Raw genomic sequence first — 22,359 nt, forward strand, 5'->3', positions numbered from 1 at the left:
GCCGCCCCGGGCAAGTCTCGTTTGCAGCCCCGCAGCCTCGCGGCTTCTATCTCGTGCAGTGCGCAGCCGCGCATTCTCGTCGAGGTCATGGGCATATTGCGTGAGCGCGCTCTCGGCCTCCTGAAGCGCCCGTAACACCGGGCCGTCGAACTCGGCGAGCGTCGCCTTGGCCGTCGCGCTTGCTTGATCGATCCGCGCCCGCGCGACGTCCCGGTTGGGAAAGCTCCAGGAAATGAGCGGGCCGATGCTGAAATGCAGCGCGGAATCGCTCACCAAACCCTCGATCGTACGGGATGTTGTGCCCGCCGACGCACGCCTTAAGAAACACCCAAGGTTCCTCAATCACCCGCACCAACTCTCCGATCGCCGGCGACATGGTGGCAAAGACATAGCGGGTTTTCTGCTGCGGCCAGCCTACATCGACCCGAAAACCATCTTCATAGGGGATGGGTGGGGCCGTTTCGCGGGCGAGGGTCCACCCCTTGACCCAAACGGCAACGATATGGGGATCAGCGGCCATTGTTCGCCGGCTTCACCGCGATCGTGCAGCGCACCGGCTTCTTGGCCTTGACGGCGGACGTGCGGCACGCCTCGATCGTCTCGCGATTGTCCCGCGCCAGATTGACGGCCGCGACGATCCCCTCCCAGCTCGCCGGCGATGCGCGCTGCATCAAATGCGTGCCGGCATCCCATAGCGTCGGTTCGGCAAGCGCCCGCGTCGCCATGCGCTCCGGTAACTGCCAGCTATCGGGCATGGCGCGCGCGATCAGGCCGGCGATCAACGCATAAAGCAGTATCCCGAACACCACGCCACCAAAGCCGGTCCAAATCAGCCATCGGTTCTGCTCGTCGCCGCACCGCGCCGACGCCACCAGGCCGGACAGGTCGCGCGCCGCCCCGTCCAGCGTCGATTTGGCGCTATGCACCAGGTTGCGCAGCTCGCCCGCCGCGCTCGCCACCGAAGCGTTTACACGCTCTCCCATCGTCTCCGGGGTGAGTTTCATCGCGGGGCTTTTCGCTATCGCATCGACCCGCTGGGTGAGCGCCAGCAATATCTTTTCGGTGTTGGCGAGCGTCGGCTGATAATCGGGAATGTCGATGGACTCGCGCGCGCGGGCCAACCCCTCGACCGCAAGGCGCACCAGCGCCACCTCGCCGCGCAACTGCTCGAACGCCGCTTGCGGATCGTCGCCGGCCTCGCCGTTGTCGCGATAATTATCCTCGTCCATCATCCTCTCCTTACCGGCTTATTCCGCGCCCTATGCCTATCCCCAAATCCCGCGCCAGCTCGCGGCCAAGGTCGCCGCTGTCCACGCCGCGTCCTCGGCCCATGCCGATCTCAAGCCCCAGCTCGCGGGTGCGATTACGCAGGACCGATTCCACCTGGGGATCGCGCTCAAGGCTTTTCGCCATGCCCGCCATTTCCTTGCCCGTGCGCTCCCGGCCCGCCATGTCGCCGGCGCGATAGAGGCGGTCGCGCTCCTGTTTCAGCCCCTGCCAGCGTTCCACGAACCGATCGGCCCGCAAGTTCGGATCGGCCCGCACGCGCGCCTCCTGGGCCATCGCGTCGAGCATCGGCCCGCTACGCCCCGCCGCCGCCTCGCGCAGCAAGGCGGGGTCGCGCTGCATCGCCGCCGACAGGTCGCGCGAGGCTCCCGGCCTGATCTGCTCAAGCGCCTGTGTCGCGCGCTCGAGCGCGACCTTCTGATGCTCAAGGACCGGAGCGCCCGATGCTCGCGCCTGCAACACCGCCTCGGCCGAACGCGAGGCCCGCTCGACCGCGCGCGTAAAGGCGCGGTCCTCGCCGCGATCCGGCAACGCCGGCGTGCGCTCCGCGCCCCTCGCCGGCTCGGCCGACAGTTTCAAGCCGTCGAACATGCCGCGCTTGGGCCCCTCGCCCTGGCCGCGATCGGTCGCCGGCGCTGGCCGCTCGGGTGCGGGGCGGAAATTGTCGAACATACCCCGCCGCGGCCGCCCCTCGCCCGCGGCCTTCGCCTCGCCAGCGCCGCGGGCGTCGCCCATCTGGCGTGAAGTTCCCGCGCTCGGCGCGAGGATCTCCACGCCCTTCCGCTCGGGCGCATCCGCAACGCGGATCTCGCCCGACAGCCCGCGCCGATCGGCGAACGATTGCGCCTCGGCGTCGCGGTCGCGGAACATCGGATAGTCGGACGCCATATCCTTCGCCCGCTCGCGCGACAGCGTGCGGACAAGCCGGCGATCGTCGGCGAAATCGTCGCGGCCGTAATGGAGCTGCACCCCGTCACGGTGCCGCGACAGCGCCACATAGGCCGAATGGCGGTCCATCCCCGGCGTCGCCAGCACATGCCCCTGATCGACCGTCACCCCCTGCGATTTGTGGATGGTCGCCGCATAGCCATGATCGACATGGGCATAATCTTTCAGGTCGAACGCGACGCTCCGGCCATCGTCAAGGCGAACGGCCATGCTGTCGGGCGACACGCGCTCGACCTTCCCCAGCGTGCCGTTCTTCACCCCAAGCCCGCGCTCGTTTTTCAGGAACATGATGCGGTCGCCGCTAGCGAAGTCGCGCGCGCCCCGCTCGGCCGAAATTCGCACGTTCTGCCCCAGCTCGCCGGCGTCGCGCAGCCGATCGCGCGCGGCCAGGTTCAAATCCCGCACCTCGGCATTGGTATGGGTGAGGATGATCCGCGTCTTGTCGGGATCGGCAAGCCGCTGCGCGTCCCATGTGTCGATCAGCTCGGCCCGCGCAGCCTCGCGCATCTCGGCCGCGTGGACCATGCCATGCTGCTCATAGGCATGGATCGCCTCGCCGGTCCTGCCCGTCGCCAGCGCCCGCGTCGCCTCCTTCTGCCAGTCCTCATGCTGCCGGCGAACCTCGTTGATCTCGGCCGCGCCGTGGCGCTCGGCAAGGGACCGGAACGCCGCGCCGGCCTCGATCGCCTGCAACTGCTCGGCGTCGCCGACAAGAACCACCTTCGCCCCTGCCCGCTCGGCCTCCGACAGCACACGCTCCATCTGGCGCGTGCCGATCATGCCAGCCTCGTCGATGACAAGCACGTCGCGCGGCCCCAGCAGCTCGCGGCCCTGGCCCCACTGATATTCCATGCTCGCGATCGTGCGCGAGGCGATGCCGGAACCGCCTTCGAGCCCCTCGGCAGCGATCCCCGACAAGGCCGCGCCGCGCACCTGATAGCCGGCGCGCTCCCATTCGTCGCGGGCAACTCCCAACATGGCCGATTTGCCGGTGCCGGCATAGCCGACCACGATTGCAAGGTCGTTCTGGCCGGTGATATGCGCCAGCGCGTCCCGTTGCTGGTCCCCCAGCACCAGGCCACCACTCCCGGCGACGTCCGCCCCCCTTGATAGCGACGTCGCCGGGAGACCATGCCCCGCACGCTCGGCAAGCCGGTCCCCGGCCTGGCTCAACCGCTGCTCGGTGTCGATCATGTCGCGGGAGGTAAAGCGGTCCTCGCCGCGCCCGTCCTTCCCCAGCGCCACCAGCTCGGGCGAGGTCCGCACCGCGCTCATCACCTGATCGAACTGATCCTTGCCGTCGCTGTGCCGGAATGCGAACTGCGCCAGGTCGCGCCGCGTGAACGTCGCCTGTTGGCGCGTGATCGCGTCCAGAGCGATTTCGGGATTGGCGATGATCTTCTCGCCATTCTCCCGCGCGATCCGGGCATGGTCCTCGACCCGCTCGGCCTCAAGCCCCTGTTCGGGCATACGCGACGCCGCCGGCCCGATCTTGTGCTGCGGCTCAAGGTCGATGCCCTGATCCTGCAAACTGCGGTGGTCGATGCGCGCGTCTATATCCAGCTCGGCCAGGCGCTCGTTGACATGATCGGCCCACGCCTCGCGCCACTCCTTCAGGAGCGCATTGCTGTTCCACTCGCGCACCTTCTGGCCGAACCCCTCCGGCCCTACCTCGCGCATCGACAGCATGACATGCGCGTGCGGCTTCGGTTGCCCGTCCTTCCCCATGTCCCAATGCACATTCATGTCCGCGACCATGCCGCATTCGACGAACTGCCTTTCGACAAAATCGCGGGCGAGCTGGATGCCCTGTTGCTGGTTCAGCTCGCGCGGAATCGAGAACTCCATCTCGCGGGCAAGCTGCGCGTCCTTGCGTTTCTCGCCGGCCTCAACCTCGTTCCACAAGGTCGCGCGATCGTTTAAACGCTCCGGCGCACCTTGGGGCAGCATGATTTCCGAATAGACGACGCCGGCCTTATTCGAGAAATCATGGTCGCGCCCGAGTCGATCATCGTGCAGCCGTTCCGCCGCACGATAGGCCGCGCTGGCAACGGCACTTGATCCGTTGGCGCGACTGATGACCTTGGCCGAGAAATGGTAGATCGCCATGACGGCCGCTATACTGCCTTCTCAAGCGCACGTCGGCAACGACGTATAAGCGCGCACTCACACTCTCTGCCGTTCCTGTGATTGACTTGGCCGCATTTTCGGGTGTCGCCCGTTTTCTCATGTGTGCGCTGTGCTACGATCCTGCTTCATCGACGTGCGAGGAAAGGAACGTGATGACGGCCAACCACAGTCCGCAACTCGATGCGCTCTGGCGCGATCCCGCCCATTGGTCGGACGGCCTGTTTGGCTGCTATTTCGCCAAGGCCGATCCGCGCCTGTGGGTGCCCAAGCGCAATCCCGCATTGGGCTGGACGCTCAACATGGCCCACCCTCGCGCGGGGTGGTGGATGATCGGCACGGTCCTGTTCGCCGCCCTCTTTCCCGTCGCCCTCATCCTCACTGTCGGAGCGATCTCCCATGCGTAAGGTACGCGACTATGATGCGGAGCTAAAAGCGCTCGGCGACAAGGCCAGGGCGCTGAAGGCGAAGAAGGTCCAGCAGCTCGGTGAACTCGTGATGGCCACCGGAGCCGACGCGCTCGACGCCGAAGTGCTGGCCGGTGCGCTGCTGCATGTCATCGGCGAGGCGCAGGTCGCGGACAATCGGGAGGCGTGGCGCTCTGATGGCGCGGCCTTCTTTCAGCGGCGCGGGCGCAAGTCTGGCAAGGGCAATGCAGGCAACGACGGTGGCGCAGGCGAAACTTCAGCAGGCGGTGCGCAGGGCTGAGGCCGCACAGCGCCGCACCGATACGAGAGGATGGGTCGTGCAACGACGCGAACGCACCCGCCACCTGATCGAGCTGGGCGGCCTCGTCCAGAAAGCCGGCCTCGTCGATCTCGCCGACGACGATCGCGCCACCCTCTACGGCGCGATGCTCGAACTGGCGGCGAAAGCCCGGGACGAAAATACCGGCGACGTGCTGGCGCTGTGGAAGCGGCGCGGCAAGCGTGCGTTCGACGCGGAAGCGGAAGCCGGCGAGGAGCAACCGGACGATGGTTGATCGGCCCGATTTCCATATCATCACCGGCGGTCCCGGCTCGGGCAAAACCTCCCTGATCGAAGCACTGGCGGCGCAAGGCGTCCACCACATGCCAGAGGCCGGTCGCGCCATCATTCGCGATCAGGTCGCGATTGGCGGCGCCGCCCTCCCCTGGGCTAATCACGCCGCCTATGCGGAATTGATGCTGGGATGGGAATTGCGGTCCTGGCATGAGGCCCATGATCGCGCGGGGCCAGTCATCTTCGATCGCGGCGTCCCCGATGTCATTGGCTATCTGCATCTGTGCAGCCTCCCGGTGTCGGCCCATGTCAGCCAGGCAGCGGACCTGTTTCGCTATCAGCGCCGCGTCTTCATCGCTCCGCCCTGGCGCGAGATATTTGGGCAGGACGCGGAGCGGAAACAGGATTGGGCAGAGGCGCAGGCGACCTATGAGGCAATGGTCACGGTCTATGCCAGCCTCGGCTACGAACTGGTGAAGCTCCCCCTCGCTCCGGTTTCGGAACGGGCGCGCTTCGTCCGCGCACGGATGGGAGAACAAGATGGCTGACACCTCACGCCTTTCCTGGCAGCTTCTGATGGTGGGGCCGGGGATTGATCGCATCACCCCCGACATTCAGGACAAGCTCGCCACCCTGCTCGACCTGCTGCCCGCCACCGCGACCATCAATGTCCAGACCGACGCCGGCTATGTCACCGTCTCGCGCGACTGGCCCAGCCACCGCATGGAAACCGTCGACAGCCTGGTGGACGCCATCGCCGCCGCGCCAGGCATCATCCATATCTCCGTGCCCGACAAGGGAGACTCAACCGATGAATGACCACCCCATCCCGGATGAAGAACGCGCCCAGCGCCAACGAGCAATCGATTTCGCGCGGATCAGTACCGAGCTGTCAGGCGGCTCCCTCTCCCGGGACATGGAGGCGCTGAACGTCCGTTTCGTTTCCGGGGAACTGTCCATGAGCGACTATATCGCCGCCGTGCGGGACCACGCCGACACCCTGCCCCCCGCCGGCCCGCCGGTGCAGGAATATTTCACCAGTTTCGATGAACTCGAAGCCGCAAGGCGCGCTGACGACGGCAAAGGGGCATCCTGACGATGGAGTGGCTGCGCCAGCTTGGCCGGGCGATCCGCAACCTCGCCCGCATATCGCGCCAGAATCCGATCTGGGCGATCACGGCGCTGACGCTCAGCCCGATCGCACTCATCCGCCATCTGTTCGGCGTCCTCATCCTGTTCCTCATCACCGCCGTCGTGCTGCTGGGTGGCGGACAGTTCGTCCTGCATTCGCTGTTCGGCCTGCCGCGCGATTCCAACCTCTACCAGATCGGCATGATGCTGATGATGCTCGCCGTCGTCCTCATCGGCTTGCGCGCCCTCTTCCAGCCCCTGATCCTGAAATATGACGGTCCCACCGCTGACGACACCCACGGCTCGGCCCGCTTCGCCACCGATCGTGAGGCTCGTCCTCTCGCCCAAAATGAGGGCCTGCTGATCGGCCGCGACCGAAAATCGGGCAGGCTGCTGCGCTATGCCGGTCCCGCCCATCTGCTCACGATCGCGCCGACACGCACCGGCAAGGGTGTGGGAACGATCATTCCCAACCTGCTCGACCTATGCCGGCCCGGTCGTCTGCATCGACCCCAAGGGCGAGAACGCCCGCATCACCGCCCGCCAGCGCGGCCGCTTTGGCGCGGTTCATGTCCTCGATCCGTTCGGCGTCACCGGCCTGCCCTCCGCCGCGTTCAATCCGCTCGATCGCATAGACCCCACCGGCCTCGATCTTGCCGACGACTGCATGACGCTCGCCGACGCACTGGTCTATGATGCTCCCGGCGAGGCCGGCGACGCACATTGGAACGACGAAGCCAGGGCGCTGATCTCGGGCCTCATCCTGTCGATTGTCACCAGCGAGCCGGCTTCGACGCGGAATCTCGCCACCTTGCGCGACCGTCTCACCCTTGCCCCTGCCGCCTTCACCGCCCAGCTCGAAGCGATGCAGGCGCAGGGCGGCCTCGCCGCGCGCGCCGCCAACCGTCATCTCGGCAAATCCGATCGTGAAGCCGCCGGCGTGCTGTCATCCGCGCAGCGCCATACCCATTTTCTCGATAGCCCGCGCATGACGGCGGTGCTGGGTCATTCGGATTTTACCTTCGCCGATGTGAAGGCGCAGGCGACGACGGTCTACCTGGTGCTGCCGCCCGACCGGCTCGCCACCTATGCCCGCTGGCTGCGCCTGATGCTCGCCCAATCGCTCACCGAGCTGGCCCGCGCGCCGGCGTCTGCGATAAGCCCCGTGCTGTTCCTGCTCGATGAGTTCGCCGCGCTTGGCCGCCTCGAACCCGTCGAGCGCGCTATGGGCCTGATGGCCGGCTATGGCATCCAGCTCTGGCCGATCCTGCAGGATGTGCACCAGCTCCGCGCGCTCTACGAGCGCCGCGCCGGCACCTTCCTGTCCAACGCCGGCGTGTTGCAGATATTCGGGGTCAACGATCACGACAGCGCCAGGCTGGTCTCCGATCTGCTCGGCCAGGAAACGGTTGTGTTCGAGACGATGAGCCGCGCCATAGACGCCGAGGAAACCGGCATATCCTTCGGATCGCAGCATGTCGGCCGCCCCCTGCTCACCCCTGATGAGGTCCGCACGATGCGCGAGGATCTCCAACTCCTGTTTCTCGCCGGGCAGCGCCCGATCGTTGCGACCAAACTGCGCTACTATGCCGATCGCGAATTCGCGGGACGGTTCGACAGGGCATAAACCCGACTATGAGAGGGGAAATATGGTGATGAGATACGGGGTTGAGAGGAGCGGCATCGTCCTCATGGGGAGCATGAGAAAGTTGGGGGTCATGCCGCCTTCCGTTCGTCCCTCCACCTCTGAAAGTCATTGGCCAACGTGCCATCAAGGGTACGGACGCGGAGTTGCACAAGCAGATGCACCCCTCTGGGCGTCCACTGCATCTGTTGCTTCTTTGCGAAGCGCTTTGCGACGACCTGGTTGACGGTCGATTCCACGAAGGCGGTCGAGACTGCTTCGCCATATCGTCGTCGCTCGCCATAGTTCGGGATCATGCTGGCATTGGCGCTGATATAGCTTTCGAACTCCCGCAAATGCTTGAGGAGATTGCGAGCTTGCGGCGAGACCTGTGGGTGGCTCATCGGCTCGTCGGTGACATCCGGATCTGTCGCACCAAGCATTCTGGTCTCGACGTCGCCGATTAGGTCGAGAGCACGGCGCCAGTTGCCGTGCCAGAGGAAGTGCCGAACTCGCTCGAGAGTGGCGACGGCCACGTCTTTATCCGTCTCGGATGGGGGCGGCAATCCGCGCGCGATCTGCTGCATGACCGTCACCCGCATGGCGATGTGGAAATAGTCGAGGACATGCTCGGCGTTCGGCCGCATGTCCCATTGAAGATTGCGGACGTTCCTGCCACCATCGGACATGAAGGTGATCTCACGGTCCATCCCGACGCCTTGCTCCAGCAGCAATTCATGAAGGCGACGACGCGGCCTGTCGTCATGTCCGACCACGAAGCCGAACCGGCGCGTTGGCTCGCTAATTTCGCCATCCTCGCCCGGATCGACGACGGACTTACCCACGATCACCTCGAAATTGTTCGGCCGATCGTACCATGATCGTACATAGCCTCCATCGATCCCGACAGTGACAGGCGGTCCTGGCAGCGGACCATCGGTCCAGTCCGCCTCGCAGCCTTCGATGAAACAGCGTCGCTCGGTGCCAAGCTCGGCTTCCAAACGCTCCGCGACGCGTAGGGTGTCCTGCCGGATCGTCGTCGCGTTGATCGCGTCACCGATCGGAAGGACGTCGGCAAGGCGTTCCGCGGTGATGCCGTAGGACGCGAGCGAAGCCCAGCGCGCCTCTAGCTCGAGAAGGTCCGGCGTGACGCGTTCGGGCAGCGCCGCCACGATCGGCGCCGCGATACCCGCTGTGGGTTTACATGTACATCGCCGGAACCTGGTACTTGGCACGGCGATCTTTCCGAACGGCGTGCGCACCATGATCGAACGATGATCCTTGATTTGCCTTGCTGATCCGCAGCACGGACAAGCGCGCTGGCGGCGACACCAGTCGAGCGCCTGGGTCTGAACCACAGCGAGCTGCAGCGCGGCCAGCAGTCGCTTGCTCTCCGCGATCCTGAGACCGAGATCATCGATCGTAAGCGTGTCGTCGTCGCGTTCGATGACGGCGATGGATATGCCGCTGGTTGGCCTGTCGTCCGTTGCTGCGGTGAGGGTGATGGTGAAGCGCATGAGCTCATTCCTCCATGAAGAAGGGAACTCATTGGCCGGCACATCGGTGCCGCCGTCCGAAACCGACCGGTTACGGTCACCTACAGCTAACCCTGTCCATAAAATAGCCTTACCATCTTGCGGACACACCAATTTTACTGGACACCCCTTCCGGACAATCGAGGCCGGATCCATGTCACGCACCTTTGCCTATCTGCGCGTTTCGACCGTCGACCAGACGACCGACAACCAGTTGCACGAGATTGAGGCCGCTGGCTTTGCAGCGCAGCCGCGGCGGATCGTCGCCGAAACCATCTCCGGGTCGGTTGCGGCGAAAGAACGCAAGGGTTTTGCCCGGTTGCTTGACCGGCTAGAGGATGGCGACGTCCTCGTCGTCACCAAGCTCGACCGGCTCGGCCGCAACGCGATGGATGTGGCGAGCACCGTCGCCGATCTCGATCGCATGGGCGTTCGCGTCCACTGCCTGGCGCTGGGCGGCGTCGATCTCACCTCGTCGACAGGCAAGCTCACGATGGGCGTTATCAACGCGGTCGCCGAATTCGAGCGCGACCTGCTGATCGAACGCACCCAGGCCGGGCTACGCCGCGCGCGGGCGGAGGGCAAGGCCATCGGACGGCCTGCGAGCCTTACAACAGACGAGCGCGCCGAGGTCGAGCGCCGCCTTGAAAGCGGCGAAACCGTGTCCGCGCTCAGCAAGGCGTTCTCGACAAGCCGGCAGACGATCATGCGGGTACGCGATGACAGACGCGCTCAAGCCGAGCTTGCCTGAGCATCAGTCCACAGACATTGGCCGGTCCTTGCCGACAAACTCAGCCTTCAACGCGAGATTGATGGCGCGGCGATCGATGGAATCTGGATCGTAGCGCAGCAGCGGATCATCTGGACCGTCGAACCCGGCGCGGTCAGCTGGCGTCCACTCTTCGCCGTCATCTTCCTCGCCGTCGCTGGTATCGTTTTCATCCAGAAAGTCATCCAGGCCATTTCCCTGATCGAAGCGCAATTCATCGAGACGTTCGAGCAATCGCTCATATCCACCCGGTCCGCCGATATCCTCAGGCGGACCGGCGCGAGCACCATCGGTGCAGACCGGCCAGGGCTTGTCTGCGCTCGGTTGTTCACGCGCTTCGACGCGGATCTCGTGCTCCCAGAAATCGCCGAAGTCGTATTCGTACATCATGCGTTGCCGCACTCGCAGCGACAGGTCGGCAAGTGTCAGTTCCCTCAGAATTTTCCCGTCCTCGACAAGGTGGTGACGCTCACCCGTCCTTTGCGTGCCGAAACGGCGCCCATGCACCTTGAAAGCATGGAGATGATAATCTTCCCAACCAAACGCGATCTGGATTACCCGGTGCAGACCAAAAAGCGTCAGATCGCTGCGAACCAGCAAGCGTCGCCAAATCATCGGCGATATATCCCGGAGGCCGACCTTCAGACGGTAAGCGACAAGCGGAGCCGGTTTCGACATGCTCCTAAAGCTACCGGATCAGCACCGTCACCCCCAGCTTTTTTATGCCCCCCTCATGGCAATGACGGGCACAGCCCTGTTTCTCGCCGCAAGCGCGGCCCTCGCATCGGCACCGACTTCTCCGCCCTGGGCGACGTTGACGATCAAGCCGTCATGGCAGCAGCAGACCCGTATCGAGTTCGGTACGACGTGGCTCAACCCCGATACGCGCAAGCTCGATTACTGGATGCGCCGCGAGCAAAATGGGATCGTGCAGCGGGCCGACAGCAATAGCTGTCCCGCCATGCGCGCCGTGATCGGCGAGATGAAGCGGATCGAACCCCTGCAACCTGATCCTCCTGGCTTTCAGGACGGAGATATTCTGCTCACGATGGACGGCACATCATATGCGCTCGAAGGCCCCGGAAGATTCCAGGATAGCCATGTGGGCAAGTTCAAAATGGAGGCAAATGTCGGCACGCCACTTGCGGCATGGGCACAGCGCGTCGAACAGACGCTTGCGCCCTGCTGGAAATGATGAATGTGACCGCGATGGGCGCTGGGATTTTCCGGCGCGGCATGAAGTTCGGCGCGCTTTACGCCGTCGTGCTCGGGCTTTCGATGAGCTTCGTGATCTTCATCGGCAGCGTGATCGGTGACTGCGATCCTGGTCCCGGATGTCATGACAACGACGCTGCCGTCATAGGGCGGGGAATCCTGTCGGCGATGCCGATCATCGCGCTTTTCTCCACCCTCTTATGTGCCGGCGCTGGGTCCGCTCGCCGCTTTCTGGACGATCGGATAGGTCTGCACGCCACGGCCTGGCTGCTGGGCGGCCTCACCGTTGCGGCGGTGTGGGCCAGTTTTGATCTGGCGATGACGCTCCATCTCTGGCTTCAAACCTAGAAAGATGGTCGCTCTCTGCCAAATTACAATCACAATGCTATCGTATGTATAGCAGTACGATTGCGTATCGCTATAGCATGAAGGCATATCCCTCGCTGGGAGAATCGCGCCCAAGCGCGGAAAATCGGCGTCTGGCGCATGAAAGGTGAGTTTTGGGGTATGGACTCACCGTTGGCGATCGACGCCCAGGCATTGACGCGGCGGGTGATACCACGAGGATATTCACCCGCGAAGTTTGTCGCCCAGGGAGGCCGTGAAGCGCTGCTTGGAGCTTGACCCTTCAAACCCCTCCCAGAAGTCCGTAACAAGGCTGAGCGGCCCGGAAATCGTCCCTATAGCGACGTTTCGGCCTCCCCTGTCCTCTCGATTGGATCGCCTCCTATCCGCCTGGCTTTTCTGGAAAGCCAATCTGCGACGTTTCCGTTGGGCGCTATGATTGGGCGAAGGGAGCAGCGTTTGAACAGTCATCAATCAAAAAACAAATAGCGTGTCGGCGAAGCCGGCTCATCATGGGGATGCCGGGTGCGAGGATCGCTTTAGCGATCCGGGGCGGCCGTAGGCCGCGAGCCGGCGGGGCGAAGCCCCAAGAGGCGGCGCTTTTCTTCTTTTCCGGAGCTGTGGGTGCGTTGAGCGCCAAGTTACCCACAGGCAAGGCTACCCCAAAACTCACCGTTCGCCTTCTGATTCAATAATTCTTCTTAGATTCAAGATTCAGGGGTCTGCAAACCCGCAGAAAACCTAAGAAAGTGCCCGTGAAAAGTGAGTGTTGGGGTCGAGTCGCGTGAGTTTTGGGGTGGCCTTTGGTGAGTTTTGGGGCCGGTAAAAGTGAGTGTTGGGGTCGAGTCCGGTGAGCTTTCGGGTAGCCGCCTGATCGACGGTGAGTTTTGGGGTATCTCCTCACCGTTCAGCGAACGGCGAGTTTTAGGAATTGCCTGGCTCACCATTGCTGCTAAGGTGAGTGCATGTCCCACGCAACCTCACCTTTGAACGGCGCGAAGGCACAGCTTGCCCTGGTCGATACCCCGGCCCGCACCCTCGCGCAAAAAGGGCGCGGAAATCCGTTCGATCCGGCCAATTATGGGGAAATCGTCAAACCCGGCGAACTGGTCGATATTGTCGAGTTGACCCCCCTCACCCTCGCCGATCGCCGAATCTACAATCTGTTGATCGCCAACGCTTGGGAGCGCATCGGCGAGCCGGTCATCCATCGCATCGCCAAGACGGCGCTCAAGGGCACGCACCAGGGCAATGAGCGCATCGAAAGCTCGCTGCTGCGCCTGATGGGCACCATCGCGATCGTCACCATCCGCAAGGCCGGCAAGAGCTACAAGCGCCGCGTCCAGCTCCTCGGCCCCAGCGACGAAAGCCTCGAAAAAGACGGCTTCCTGCACTATCGTATCCCCGAGGAGCTGATCGAGATACTGCGCAACAGCGAGGTCTATGCACGCCTCAAGACGCAAGTGATGTATTGTTTCGAGTCGAAATACGCGCTGTGCCTCTATGAGATGATCGAGCGCCGGATCGGCCTCGAATACAAGCAAAGCGAAGAATTCACGATCGCGGAGCTGCGCGGGCTGCTCAACGTGCCCGAAGGCAAGCTCGAACGCTTCGCCGATCTCAACAAATATTGCCTCAAGGTCGCCCAGGAGGAAATCAACAAGCTCTGCCCCTTCTATGTCGATTTCACGCCGATCAAGAAGGGCCGCAAGGTCGAAAAGGTCGCGATGCTGTGGATGTCCAAAACATCGAGCGGCCGCCGCGACGCGCAAAACCTGATCGATCAGCACAGTATCGTGCGACGGGCGAAGATGCGTGGCGGCATCCCCGAAATGCCGGTACTGGTGGATTTCAACCTGCCCGCCGCCGAACGGTGAGCCCCTACCCCAAAACTCACCTTTGGCGCGCCGTGCTACGATCCGCTGCGCTTCACCCTTCGCCGGCGTCGAGCGCACGGCTGACGGTGAACTGAATCCATGCGCTGCGGCTGATGCCGCGCCGCTTCGCGGCGCTATCGACCTTCGCCAGCAAGGCGCGGTCGAAGCGCAGCATGACCGGCGCCTTGCGCGGCCCATCCTCGTCCGCCGCTGCGATCGGCGGCGTCGCCGGCTTCGCGGCCCCGGCAATGAAGGCGTCCGCCGCATCGTCATCAATGGGCGGCTTCGGATTGCTGTTCGGTTTACGAGCGATAGCCATCGCACTTCACTCCGCTATCATCATGCTATACAAACACCGCACCTATCAGCGCGGTCAGCTCATCGACTGCCTTGGCGTCGCGCGGGGATTGCTCCAGCACCCCCCTGCCCTCGGCCGCCGCGTTCGGGAACGCCTTGCGGCGCACGATCGATGTGGGCAGCACCTCGATCCCCTCGATGTCGCCGATCATCTGCAATGCCGCCTCATTGTCGCCGCCCTGCGGGTCCGCGCCATTGAGGATCGCAACGGCGCGCAGCCCCTCGTTGATCTCGCGCGCCTCGGCCACCAGCGTCGCGACCTGATCGAGCGCCCATACATCGAAGCTGCGTGGCTGCACCGGCACCAGCAACGTGTCGGCCACGGTGAGCGCGGCGCGCAGCGAGCCGGTGTCGCGCCCACCCACGTCGATGATAATATCGTCATATTTGGGCGCGAGCTGGCGGACCTGGCTGCGCAGCGCAGCGCCGGTAAGGGCGACGGCGGTATAACCGGCTTCGCCAAGACCTTCGGTGCGAAGCTGGGTGAAGGTGAGGGCGGTTCCCTGCTCGTCGCCGTCCACCAGCAACAGGTCGCGGCCGGCAAGCGCGCGGGCCACCGCGAGGTTGACCGCGAGCGTGGTCTTGCCAACGCCGCCCTTTGTGTTCCCGACTACCAATATCATAGTGCCCTCACTCTGCCTGCTATCGTTAATCGAACCAGCATGATCTGTCCATCACAGTGATATACATTTCTAAGGCCGCTCACTCTCCGGCGCTGGATCGTCATCCTCGTCAAGCGGATCGTGCCGCATGGCCCCATGGTCCTCGATCGGGCAAAGCGGCGCTCCAGCCTCTTCCAGCCATTTGCGCGCGGTCCTGACGGTATAGCCGCACGTCACGCACTCGCATTTGAGCATCCGGGGTTTCTGCTTCTTCGGCGCGGTGGACTCGCCGTCCGTATCGAGACGGGCATGGGGGAGGGGGCCAGCAACATCGAGGATCGGCACGATGGCGGCAAGGAAGGCATCGCCGGGCGTGGTGGCACGCATCGGCCCGACCAACCCCAGCCCAAGCGCGACCCGTTTAAACGCCTTCCCATGCCCTGCCGGGATGCCGACAGCGGCATGGACCAGTTCATGCGCGAGGATGGCCGCGATCTGTGCCGGCATGGCGTCGGGCGCATGGGCAAGGTCCGGACGGATGAAGATTTCAAAATGGCCGTCCGCGCTCAGCCGGTTATCCCAGCACTCGCCGATCGCCTTGCCCTTGGCTCCCGCGCTGGTGAAGCCGATCGCCACGCGCACCCGGTCGGGCAGGGGAGCTTCCAGCGCCTCAAAGAGCGGGGCCATGCCCGCCGCCACCCGATTGAGCCAGCTTTCCCGGTTGTCGTGGGTCATCGTCTCTATTCCCTTCAGATCGCCTGTCCGGCGATGGCCATGCCATCGGCCGGAACACGGACGCCCAAGAACGCCGGCGAGAGAGGGGGGCAGCGGGAATCGACGGGGTGGAGCGGGCGCAGCGAGGCCCAGCCGAGCGAGCCACGGCCCGTCTATTCCCGTTGCTGGGGAGAGGGGGGGCGGAACGTCCTCTCCCCACTGAACAAACGACATGCCGGCCAGCGCCGGCACCTTGTCCCCGAGATCCGCGCACGCGATCTCGCCCGCCATGTGGATCGTCACCGAATGGCCAAGACCGCGTGCGGGCTTGGGGAGCGCAGCGACTAGAGCCACGGTGCCGCGCAAGCGGCAGGCGCACAATGGTTGTAATTGTAGCTCAGTTGAGCTACATCGAACACGGATCACAGGAGGTTCTTATGGCCGCTACCGCTTTCGTGCGTGCGCGCATCGACGAAACATTGAAGGATGAAGCCGCCGCCGTCCTGGCCGAACTGGGGCTGACCGTATCCGATGTGGTCCGCATGACGCTCACCCGGGTCGCGAAGGATCATGCCTTGCCGTTCGAGCTGAAAGTGCCGAACGCCGAAACACGGGCAGCCATCGAAGCCTCTCGCGCCACGATGAAGGCCCGCCGCGCCCGTTTCACCGATCCTCAGGAAGTCTTTGATGCCCTCGACCAAGAAGCCCGCCAGCAGTAAGCGCGCCTCGCTCCCCCGAGAGGCGTCTTATGAAAAGCGGTTCGCGAAGGATTGGGAGCGGTTGTCGCGCAGCGGGCGCTACAACATGAAGCAGCTCAAGGAAGCGATGATGCTCCTCATCGCCAACGACGCGCCGCTTGGCCCGGAATGGCTGGACCACGCCCTCAAAGGCGATTGGAGCGATCATCGCGAGTGCCATATCGGCGGCGACTTCCTGCTCATCTACACGATCGAGGGAAATCTGGTGAACTTCGTGCGCGCCGGCACGCATTCGGAACTGTTCGAATAGCCTGCCGCTTCCTGGCGAACACAAGAAAAGCAAGCGAAGCGCTACTGTTTGGCTATCTTTTGTATATCGCTTGGATAGCGCTCGCCAGCAATGAAGGGGAAGCCATGAAGGCCATATTCATCCGCCACGGCGAAAGCACCGGCAATGCCGGCATGCCCTGTCACGATCTGGCGACGATCGAGGCCACGAACAGACGCGCCAGGTTACCGCGAGCTTGCCCGAAGCCGACCCCGCAGTATCACGTCACCTATACCCGCACCCGGCAGAGCGCCGCGCTGCTGATCGCGTTTCCCCGCCGTGCGGGTCGAGACGTGGCCCATAGGAGAGAGCTTTAAAACAATCCTGCGATGCAGCGATGGACGCCTCAGTTCACCTGACGCCGGTGCTTGCCACCATACTTCTTGCCGCAATAGTCATCCAGTTCCCGCATCTCGTTCACGGCGGCGGCGACCAGCGCGGTGGCGCAGGACAGACCGCTGTCCGGTGTAGCCATCCGGGCCTCCACGCGATTTCGCAGTTCCTCGATGTCGGCGCGCGACAGGACGTTCTTTTCTCGCAAATAGCAGATCAGGCTTTGCAACAGGATCATTGCCTTGTCGCCGGGGGCCACATTATCGTTGTTCATCATCTTTCCGGTATCCTCTGGAGCGACCGTATTCCTCGGCCTGTAATGAGAAGATGATATGATGCTGAACAATTGTCCAGTGCCCGGGGACCTTCAGCTCACCAAAATGCCAATCGAGCTGCGCCAGCCTTGGTCCGCGCGCACTGAGCAGGTCCTCAATTGCACATTGCGGCGAGTTCCCGGCGGAACAGCGACGCCATGTAGTGGCGCAAGATTTTGTGGTCTCGGTAAGGAAACAGCTCGGCCCCCGCTACCATTCCCCAGGACATGGTGATGATGAAGTCCACCACCGTTGATCTGTCCTGTGGAGATGCGCCCGGCGCCAAAGAGGCCAGCGCCGCTCCCAGGCTGGTGCGCAGCCGGACATCCGCCTTGCGATTGATCTCGGCGATGATCGGGTTACACCCCACTGTGGCCACGAATTCGCACATCATGCGGCGATTTTCATGCGATGGCTCATCGATGGCGATTCGCTCGATCCAGGCGAGGATACCTTCGCGATCCCCCACCGCGACCGCCGTCTCCAGCGTCTCTTCCTCGAGCCATTCAGCAAGGTCGGCTTCGCAGATGGCGGCAATGATCGCCTCCTTGTTGGCAAAGTCCCGATAGATCTGCCCCACCGCGATGCCGGATGAACTGGCGATTTGGGCCATCCCGGTCTGATGGAATCCGCGTTTGACGAAGAGATCGCGGGTCGTGGCCAATATATGCTGCCGCCGCGCCGCAGAGCGGGGTCCCCGCACTCTTGCGACCGAATTGTTTTTTGCCACCATACCTCCCTAGCTTGCATTCGATGCGGCGGCGCAATAAAGAGCCGCTGATCGTGAGTGATCATTCGCTCTCGTGATAACTTGGTCAACGGGCAAGCTCTATGAAAAAATGCACTCCATTCATCGCGCTACTTATTACTGCATGCGGTGGAGGAGGGCAGCAGGGGGTCGCCGGCCCGCCGGAGGTGGGGGTGGTTACCGTCCGCGAGCAGACCGTGACGCTCAGCAGCGAGCTTCCGGGGAGAACCAGCGCTTTCGAAGCTTCCGACGTGCGCCCGCAGGTCAACGGCCTGATTCTCAAGCGTCTGTTCACCGAAGGCGATCAGGTGCGCGCGGGACAGGCACTTTACCAGATCGATCCCGCTCCCTACGAGGCACAGGTCGCGAACGCGCGCGCCGCACTCGTGCGGGCCAGATCCTCAATCGCATCCACAGCCGCTCTGGCCCGCCGCTACAATGATCTGGTCAAGATAAACGCGATCTCGCGCCAGGAGGCGGAGAACGCAGTCACCAGCGCGCAGCAGGCCGAGGCTGACGTGTCAGCGCAGCAGGCGATGCTGCGCTCGGCGCAAATCGACCTGGCGCGCACCACGATCCGCGCACCGATCTCCGGCCGCATCGGTCGCTCGACATACACCATCGGCGCGCTCGTCTCCGCTTCGCAAACCGACCCGCTCACCACGATCCAGCGGTTGGATCCGATCTTCGTGGACATCCAGCAGTCGAGCGCCGATGTGCTGCGCCTGCGCCAGCAATTGCTTTCCGGTGACATATCGCGCGGTAGTGGCGCGGCGCAGGTGAAGCTCAAGCTGGAGGACGGCAGCACTTATCCGGAAAAGGGCGTGCTCAAGTTCACTGACGTCACCGTCGATCCCACAACTGGCAGCCAGATCATCCGCGCTCAGTTCCCTAATCCGCGCGGTCTGCTTCTTCCGGGAATGTACGTACGGGCCGAATTGGTCGATGGCACGAAGAGCAACGGTTTGCTCGTGCCCCAGGTCGCCGTGTCGCGTGACGAGAAGGGCAATCCTACCGTCCTCATCGTCGGTCCGGAAAACAAGGTGGAGATGCGCAAGATCACCGCGCCGCGCACGATCGGAACCAGCTGGCTCGTCACCAGCGGGCTGAAGCCGGGGGAGAAGATAATCGTGGATGGTGCGCAAATGTTGCGGCCCGGCATCGCAGTCAAGGCGGTGCCGGCCCAGCAGGGAAGTGACCAATCCGGTCAGCGACCTGCGCAGCGGGGGCAGTAACCGACCATGTCCCGCTATTTCATCGACAGGCCCATCTTCGCATGGGTCATCGCCATCGTCCTGATGATGGCCGGCGCGATTGCCATCCGCAGCCTGCCGATCTCGCAGTTCCCCGAGATCGCGCCACCGACCGTCACCATCAGCGCCACTTATCCGGGCGCCGACGCCGAGACGCTCGAACGCACGACCACGCAGATCATCGAGCAGCAGCTCAAGGGCATCGACAACCTGCGCTACTTCTCGGCGCAGTCCTCGTCTGCCGGGCGCGTGACGATCACCCTTACCTTCGAGCAGGGCACCGATCCCGACATCGCCCAGGTCCAGGTCCAGAACAAGCTCCAGGCCGCGACCGCCCTGCTCCCGCAGGAAGTCCAGCGCCAGGGCGTGACCGTCGCCAAGTCGGCGGCCAGCTTCCTGCTCATCACCGCGATCTATTCCGAGGACGGCACTCACACCGCCAACGACCTTTCGGACTACATCGTCAGCCAGATCCAGGATCCGGTCAGTCGCATCAACGGCGTGGGCGAACTACAGATATTCGGCACCCAGTACTCGATGCGTATCTGGGTCGATCCGCTCAAGCTGCGCAGCTACAATCTCACCATCGCCGACGTCAGCACTGCCGTCTCCGCGCAGAACGCGCAGGTTTCAGCCGGTCAGATCGGTCAGTTGCCGGCGTCCAAGGAACAGCAGCTCAACGCAACCGTCTCGGTCCAGTCGCGCCTGCAGACGCCTGAGCAGTTCGGCAACATCCGCCTGCGCACCACCGAAGGCGGGGCCGTCGTGCGCCTGCGCGACGTGGCTCGGGTGGAACTCGGCGCCGAAATCTACGGCTTCGATACGCAGTATAACGGCAAGCCCGCATCGGGCTTCGGCGTGAAGCTGGCATCAGGCGCCAACGCGCTTGACACCGTGGACGCGGTGAAAGCCGAAGTGCAGAAAATCGCCACGGGCTTCCCCTCGGACGTCAAGGTCGCCTTCCCTTACGACACGACCCCGTTCGTCCGCCTTTCGGTCGAGCAGGTGATCCACACGCTGGTCGAGGCGGTCGTGCTCGTGTTCCTCGTCATGTTCCTGTTCCTGCAGAACTGGCGCGCCACGATCATTCCCACCATCGCGGTCCCGGTCGTGCTGCTCGGCACCTTCGGCATGATGTCGATGCTGGGGTACTCGATCAACACGCTGACCCTGTTCGGCATGGTCCTGGCGATCGGCTTGCTCGTCGATGACGCGATCGTGGTCGTCGAAAATGTCGAACGCCTGATCCAGGAAGAACATCTGTCGCCAAAGGAAGCGGCGCGAAAATCGATGGACGAGATCAGCGGCGCACTGATCGGTATCGGCATGGTGCTGTCGGCCGTGTTCCTGCCGATGGCCTTCTTCGGCGGATCGACCGGCGTCATCTATCGCCAGTTCTCGATCACCATCGTCTCGTCGATGGCGCTTTCGGTACTGGTCGCGCTGATCCTCACCCCGGCGCTGTGCGCCACGATCCTCAAGCCCCACGATCCCGGCAAGAGCGAAGGGGACGGCCCGCTCGCCCGCTTCTTCCGCTGGTTCAACGACAAGTTCGATCGTGGTACCCGCAAGTACGAGGGCGGCGTGCGTCGCACCGCCAACAGTTGGAAGCGCTCGGGCTTCGTCTATCTGATGATCGTGGCGGCCATGGGTCTGATCTTCATGCGTCTGCCCGGCGGCTTCCTCCCCGAGGAAGACCAGGGTACAATGTTCGCGTTGGTCCAGGCTCCTCCGGGCGGCACCTTGCCGCGCACGCAAAAGGCGCTGGACGTGGTGCGCGACCACTTCCTCAAAGACGAGAAGGCAGCCGTCGATTCGGTCTTCACGGTCAGCGGCTTCTCCTTCAACGGCCAGGGCCAGAACGCCGGCCTGGCCTTCATCAAGCTCAAGGACTGGAAGGACCGCAGCAGCTCCGAGAACAAGGCCCAGGCCCTCGTGGGTCGCGCAATGGGCGTGTTCTCCAAGTATCGCGACGCCACGATCTTCGCCCTCATGCCGCCCGCAGTGCGGGAACTCGGCAATGCGACCGGCTTCGACTTGTGGCTGGTGGACAACACCAACATGGGGCACGAAAAGCTGCTCGGCGCGCGCAACCAGCTCCTGGGCATGGCGGCGGGCGACAAGCGCGTCGCGCAGGTCCGCCCGGTCACTCTCGACGACGCTCCGCAGCTCGCGGTGGACATCGATCAGGACAAGGCCGGCGCCCTCGGCCTCGACCTGGGCGCGATCAACAGCGAGATTTCCAGCGCCTGGGGCAGCGCCTACGTCAACGATTTCCTCGACCGCGGCCGCACCAAGCGCGTGTACATCCAGGCAGACGAGGCCTATCGCTCCTCACCCGAAGGCATCGAGAATCTCTACGTGCGCGGCACGAGCGGCGAGATGGCGCCGTTCAGGGCCTTCTCCACCCTGTCGTGGAAGACCGCGCCCGTCATCCTGAGCCGCTACAACGGCAAGCCCGCCATGCAGCTGCAGGGTGCGCCGGGCCAAGGCCTGAGCACTGGCGACGCGATGAACGCCATCACCGAGATGCACGGCAAGCTGCCGCCGGGCACTGGCCTGGAATGGACCGGCCTGTCTTACGAGGAACGCCTGAGCGGCGGCCAGGCACCAATGGTCTATGCCCTGTCGCTGGTCATCGTCTTTCTGTGCCTCGCGGCGCTCTATGAGAGCTGGTCGGTGCCGATCGCGGTCATGCTGGTCGTGCCGCTCGGCGTGATCGGCGCGGTCCTCGCCGCGATGCTGACGGGCCTCAACAACGACATCTACCTGCAAGTCAGCCTGATCACCACGATCGGCGTCTCGGCCAAGAACGCGATCCTGATCGTCGAATTCGCCGAGGAGCGGGTACAGTCGGGGATGAACGCCTTCGACGCGGCGATGGAGGCGGCCCGGCTGCGTCTCCGCCCGATCCTGATGACCTCGCTCGCCTTCGTGTTCGGCGTGCTGCCACTGGCGGTCTCGACCGGCGCGGGCGCGGGCGGCCAGAACGCGATCGGCCGCGCGGTGGTGGGCGGCATGCTCTCTGCCACGATCTTCGCAATCTTCTTCGTGCCGATGTTCTTCGTGATCGTCGCCCGCCTGTTCAAGCACGGACAGACCGACAGCAAGCCGCACGATCCCGACGCAGAAGAGCCTCACGCTGGCCGCGTGCAGCCGCAGGAAAGCTGAAC

23 protein-coding genes and 3 pseudogenes are annotated in these 22,359 nt (G+C 63.8%); 16 read left to right on the plus strand and 10 right to left on the minus strand.

Annotation, left to right across the window (positions count from 1 at the left end; translation table 11 throughout):
* The 3 genes and pseudogenes from WFR25_RS25965 to traA all read right to left on the minus strand — a co-directional run.
* Positions 1-273, minus strand: a pseudogene (locus WFR25_RS25965) (hypothetical protein); the annotation flags it as partial.
* 236 nt (positions 274-509) lie between these two features.
* Positions 510-1,232, minus strand: a complete 723-nt coding sequence (locus WFR25_RS25970; protein WP_373886405.1) for a DUF6118 family protein — start codon at positions 1,230-1,232, stop codon at positions 510-512.
* 7 nt (positions 1,233-1,239) lie between these two features.
* The gene (gene traA / locus WFR25_RS25975; protein WP_257558870.1) at positions 1,240-4,344 is read right to left on the minus strand and encodes a Ti-type conjugative transfer relaxase TraA; all 3,105 of its coding nucleotides are present in this window, start codon (positions 4,342-4,344) and stop codon (positions 1,240-1,242) included.
* A 173-nt stretch (positions 4,345-4,517) separates the two neighbouring features.
* On the opposite strand from traA, the gene WFR25_RS25980 reads away from it, so the two are divergent.
* From WFR25_RS25980 to WFR25_RS26010, 7 genes and pseudogenes are all read left to right on the plus strand, one after another.
* Positions 4,518-4,769, plus strand: a complete 252-nt coding sequence (locus WFR25_RS25980; RefSeq protein ID WP_037466924.1) for a DUF5808 domain-containing protein — start codon at positions 4,518-4,520, stop codon at positions 4,767-4,769.
* The gene (locus tag WFR25_RS25985; protein WP_145206882.1) at positions 4,762-5,070 is read left to right on the plus strand and encodes a conjugal transfer protein TraD; all 309 of its coding nucleotides are present in this window, start codon (positions 4,762-4,764) and stop codon (positions 5,068-5,070) included. The genes WFR25_RS25980 and WFR25_RS25985 overlap by 8 nt, the downstream gene beginning before the upstream one ends.
* A gap of 37 nt (positions 5,071-5,107) precedes the next feature.
* Positions 5,108-5,344: a conjugal transfer protein TraD gene (locus WFR25_RS25990; protein ID WP_037466988.1), complete on the plus strand. Its 237-nt coding sequence runs from the start codon at positions 5,108-5,110 to the stop codon at positions 5,342-5,344.
* Positions 5,337-5,891 (plus strand): AAA family ATPase, encoded by a 555-nt coding sequence (locus tag WFR25_RS25995; RefSeq protein ID WP_037466930.1) that lies wholly within the window; start codon positions 5,337-5,339, stop codon positions 5,889-5,891. The genes WFR25_RS25990 and WFR25_RS25995 overlap by 8 nt, the downstream gene beginning before the upstream one ends.
* On the plus strand, positions 5,884-6,162 hold the full coding sequence (locus tag WFR25_RS26000; RefSeq protein WP_037466931.1) for a hypothetical protein: 279 nt from the start codon (positions 5,884-5,886) through the stop codon (positions 6,160-6,162). Before WFR25_RS25995 ends, WFR25_RS26000 begins: the two co-directional genes overlap by 8 nt.
* On the plus strand, positions 6,155-6,439 hold the full coding sequence (locus tag WFR25_RS26005) for an antitoxin VbhA family protein (protein WP_037466934.1): 285 nt from the start codon (positions 6,155-6,157) through the stop codon (positions 6,437-6,439). The genes WFR25_RS26000 and WFR25_RS26005 overlap by 8 nt, the downstream gene beginning before the upstream one ends.
* A gap of 2 nt (positions 6,440-6,441) precedes the next feature.
* Positions 6,442-8,101: pseudogene (locus WFR25_RS26010) on the plus strand (type IV secretory system conjugative DNA transfer family protein).
* An 89-nt stretch (positions 8,102-8,190) separates the two neighbouring features.
* On the opposite strand, the gene WFR25_RS26015 reads toward WFR25_RS26010, so the two are convergent.
* The gene (locus WFR25_RS26015; protein WP_066488601.1) at positions 8,191-9,615 is read right to left on the minus strand and encodes an ISKra4 family transposase; all 1,425 of its coding nucleotides are present in this window, start codon (positions 9,613-9,615) and stop codon (positions 8,191-8,193) included.
* Positions 9,616-9,787: 172 nt separating this feature from the next.
* Here WFR25_RS26015 and WFR25_RS26020 point away from each other — a divergent pair, with 172 nt between their 5' ends.
* Positions 9,788-10,384 carry a recombinase family protein gene (locus WFR25_RS26020; protein ID WP_061772305.1) on the plus strand — a complete coding sequence of 199 codons (597 nt, stop codon included), beginning with the start codon at positions 9,788-9,790 and terminating at the stop codon, positions 10,382-10,384.
* A gap of 3 nt (positions 10,385-10,387) precedes the next feature.
* Here the strand turns inward: WFR25_RS26020 and WFR25_RS26025 are convergent, their stop codons facing one another.
* Complete coding sequence (locus tag WFR25_RS26025) at positions 10,388-11,080, minus strand: plasmid pRiA4b ORF-3 family protein (RefSeq protein ID WP_066969391.1); 693 nt, start codon at positions 11,078-11,080, stop codon at positions 10,388-10,390.
* A 55-nt stretch (positions 11,081-11,135) separates the two neighbouring features.
* Between WFR25_RS26025 and WFR25_RS26030 the strand changes: the two genes are divergently transcribed.
* The 3 genes from WFR25_RS26030 (at position 11,136) to WFR25_RS26040 (ending at position 13,839) form a co-directional block, all read left to right on the plus strand.
* Positions 11,136-11,597 carry a hypothetical protein gene (locus tag WFR25_RS26030; RefSeq protein ID WP_037466936.1) on the plus strand — a complete coding sequence of 154 codons (462 nt, stop codon included), beginning with the start codon at positions 11,136-11,138 and terminating at the stop codon, positions 11,595-11,597.
* 41 nt (positions 11,598-11,638) lie between these two features.
* The gene (locus WFR25_RS26035; protein ID WP_145206919.1) at positions 11,639-11,965 is read left to right on the plus strand and encodes a hypothetical protein; all 327 of its coding nucleotides are present in this window, start codon (positions 11,639-11,641) and stop codon (positions 11,963-11,965) included.
* 962 nt (positions 11,966-12,927) lie between these two features.
* Positions 12,928-13,839, plus strand: a complete 912-nt coding sequence (locus WFR25_RS26040; RefSeq protein ID WP_026002374.1) for a replication initiation protein — start codon at positions 12,928-12,930, stop codon at positions 13,837-13,839.
* A 52-nt stretch (positions 13,840-13,891) separates the two neighbouring features.
* Here the strand turns inward: WFR25_RS26040 and WFR25_RS26045 are convergent, their stop codons facing one another.
* The 3 genes from WFR25_RS26045 to WFR25_RS26055 form a co-directional block, all read right to left on the minus strand.
* Positions 13,892-14,158, minus strand: a complete 267-nt coding sequence (locus WFR25_RS26045; protein ID WP_017183077.1) for a hypothetical protein — start codon at positions 14,156-14,158, stop codon at positions 13,892-13,894.
* Between the two features lie 25 nt (positions 14,159-14,183).
* Positions 14,184-14,819 carry an AAA family ATPase gene (locus WFR25_RS26050; protein WP_017183076.1) on the minus strand — a complete coding sequence of 212 codons (636 nt, stop codon included), beginning with the start codon at positions 14,817-14,819 and terminating at the stop codon, positions 14,184-14,186.
* 69 nt (positions 14,820-14,888) lie between these two features.
* On the minus strand, positions 14,889-15,533 hold the full coding sequence (locus tag WFR25_RS26055) for a transcription elongation protein SprT (protein ID WP_017183075.1): 645 nt from the start codon (positions 15,531-15,533) through the stop codon (positions 14,889-14,891).
* Between the two features lie 416 nt (positions 15,534-15,949).
* Between WFR25_RS26055 and WFR25_RS26060 the strand changes: the two genes are divergently transcribed.
* The 3 genes and pseudogenes from WFR25_RS26060 to WFR25_RS26070 form a co-directional block, all read left to right on the plus strand.
* Positions 15,950-16,231, plus strand: coding sequence for a type II toxin-antitoxin system RelB/DinJ family antitoxin (locus WFR25_RS26060; protein WP_007684554.1), 282 nt, complete (start codon positions 15,950-15,952; stop codon positions 16,229-16,231).
* A complete protein-coding gene (locus WFR25_RS26065; protein ID WP_021246202.1) occupies positions 16,200-16,520 on the plus strand; it encodes a type II toxin-antitoxin system YafQ family toxin in 321 nt (106 codons plus the stop codon). Before WFR25_RS26060 ends, WFR25_RS26065 begins: the two co-directional genes overlap by 32 nt.
* Before the next feature lie 104 nt (positions 16,521-16,624).
* Positions 16,625-16,847 (plus strand): annotated as a pseudogene (locus WFR25_RS26070) (histidine phosphatase family protein); the annotation flags it as partial.
* Between the two features lie 37 nt (positions 16,848-16,884).
* Here WFR25_RS26070 and WFR25_RS26075 read toward each other — a convergent pair.
* A complete protein-coding gene (locus tag WFR25_RS26075) occupies positions 16,885-17,148 on the minus strand; it encodes a hypothetical protein (protein ID WP_007684562.1) in 264 nt (87 codons plus the stop codon).
* A gap of 152 nt (positions 17,149-17,300) precedes the next feature.
* Positions 17,301-17,918 (minus strand): TetR/AcrR family transcriptional regulator, encoded by a 618-nt coding sequence (locus WFR25_RS26080; protein ID WP_013041473.1) that lies wholly within the window; start codon positions 17,916-17,918, stop codon positions 17,301-17,303.
* A 98-nt stretch (positions 17,919-18,016) separates the two neighbouring features.
* On the opposite strand from WFR25_RS26080, the gene WFR25_RS26085 reads away from it, so the two are divergent.
* Together WFR25_RS26085 and WFR25_RS26090 are read left to right on the plus strand one after the other, a co-directional pair.
* Positions 18,017-19,168 carry an efflux RND transporter periplasmic adaptor subunit gene (locus WFR25_RS26085; RefSeq protein WP_026002373.1) on the plus strand — a complete coding sequence of 384 codons (1,152 nt, stop codon included), beginning with the start codon at positions 18,017-18,019 and terminating at the stop codon, positions 19,166-19,168.
* Positions 19,169-19,174: 6 nt separating this feature from the next.
* Positions 19,175-22,357, plus strand: a complete 3,183-nt coding sequence (locus WFR25_RS26090) for an efflux RND transporter permease subunit (protein ID WP_336975247.1) — start codon at positions 19,175-19,177, stop codon at positions 22,355-22,357.
* Positions 22,358-22,359 lie beyond the last annotated feature (2 nt).

The organism is Sphingobium aromaticiconvertens, from assembly GCF_037154075.1.
In the GTDB taxonomy this organism is placed as follows: domain Bacteria; phylum Pseudomonadota; class Alphaproteobacteria; order Sphingomonadales; family Sphingomonadaceae; genus Sphingobium; species Sphingobium aromaticiconvertens.

Bases quoted from the DNA above. Each gene is read 5' to 3' on its own strand.
- WFR25_RS26020 (WP_061772305.1), top strand. From the start codon at position 9,788: ATGTCACGCACCTTTGCCTATCTGCGCGTTTCGACCGTCGACCAGACG.
- WFR25_RS26050 (WP_017183076.1), bottom strand. From the start codon at position 14,819: ATGATATTGGTAGTCGGGAACACAAAGGGCGGCGTTGGCAAGACCACG.
- WFR25_RS26065 (WP_021246202.1), top strand. From the start codon at position 16,200: ATGCCCTCGACCAAGAAGCCCGCCAGCAGTAAGCGCGCCTCGCTCCCC.
- WFR25_RS26005 (WP_037466934.1), top strand. From the start codon at position 6,155: ATGAATGACCACCCCATCCCGGATGAAGAACGCGCCCAGCGCCAACGA.
- traA (WP_257558870.1), bottom strand. From the start codon at position 4,344: ATGGCGATCTACCATTTCTCGGCCAAGGTCATCAGTCGCGCCAACGGA.
- WFR25_RS25970 (WP_373886405.1), bottom strand. From the start codon at position 1,232: ATGATGGACGAGGATAATTATCGCGACAACGGCGAGGCCGGCGACGAT.
- WFR25_RS26045 (WP_017183077.1), bottom strand. From the start codon at position 14,158: ATGGCTATCGCTCGTAAACCGAACAGCAATCCGAAGCCGCCCATTGAT.
- WFR25_RS26025 (WP_066969391.1), bottom strand. From the start codon at position 11,080: ATGTCGAAACCGGCTCCGCTTGTCGCTTACCGTCTGAAGGTCGGCCTC.
- WFR25_RS26075 (WP_007684562.1), bottom strand. From the start codon at position 17,148: ATGATGAACAACGATAATGTGGCCCCCGGCGACAAGGCAATGATCCTG.
- WFR25_RS25980 (WP_037466924.1), top strand. From the start codon at position 4,518: ATGACGGCCAACCACAGTCCGCAACTCGATGCGCTCTGGCGCGATCCC.
- WFR25_RS25985 (WP_145206882.1), top strand. From the start codon at position 4,762: ATGCGTAAGGTACGCGACTATGATGCGGAGCTAAAAGCGCTCGGCGAC.
- WFR25_RS26090 (WP_336975247.1), top strand. From the start codon at position 19,175: ATGTCCCGCTATTTCATCGACAGGCCCATCTTCGCATGGGTCATCGCC.
- WFR25_RS26040 (WP_026002374.1), top strand. From the start codon at position 12,928: ATGTCCCACGCAACCTCACCTTTGAACGGCGCGAAGGCACAGCTTGCC.
- WFR25_RS25995 (WP_037466930.1), top strand. From the start codon at position 5,337: ATGGTTGATCGGCCCGATTTCCATATCATCACCGGCGGTCCCGGCTCG.
- WFR25_RS26035 (WP_145206919.1), top strand. From the start codon at position 11,639: ATGAAGTTCGGCGCGCTTTACGCCGTCGTGCTCGGGCTTTCGATGAGC.
- WFR25_RS26080 (WP_013041473.1), bottom strand. From the start codon at position 17,918: ATGGTGGCAAAAAACAATTCGGTCGCAAGAGTGCGGGGACCCCGCTCT.
- WFR25_RS26030 (WP_037466936.1), top strand. From the start codon at position 11,136: ATGGCAATGACGGGCACAGCCCTGTTTCTCGCCGCAAGCGCGGCCCTC.
- WFR25_RS26085 (WP_026002373.1), top strand. From the start codon at position 18,017: ATGAAAAAATGCACTCCATTCATCGCGCTACTTATTACTGCATGCGGT.
- WFR25_RS26015 (WP_066488601.1), bottom strand. From the start codon at position 9,615: ATGCGCTTCACCATCACCCTCACCGCAGCAACGGACGACAGGCCAACC.
- WFR25_RS26060 (WP_007684554.1), top strand. From the start codon at position 15,950: ATGGCCGCTACCGCTTTCGTGCGTGCGCGCATCGACGAAACATTGAAG.
- WFR25_RS26055 (WP_017183075.1), bottom strand. From the start codon at position 15,533: ATGACCCACGACAACCGGGAAAGCTGGCTCAATCGGGTGGCGGCGGGC.
- WFR25_RS26000 (WP_037466931.1), top strand. From the start codon at position 5,884: ATGGCTGACACCTCACGCCTTTCCTGGCAGCTTCTGATGGTGGGGCCG.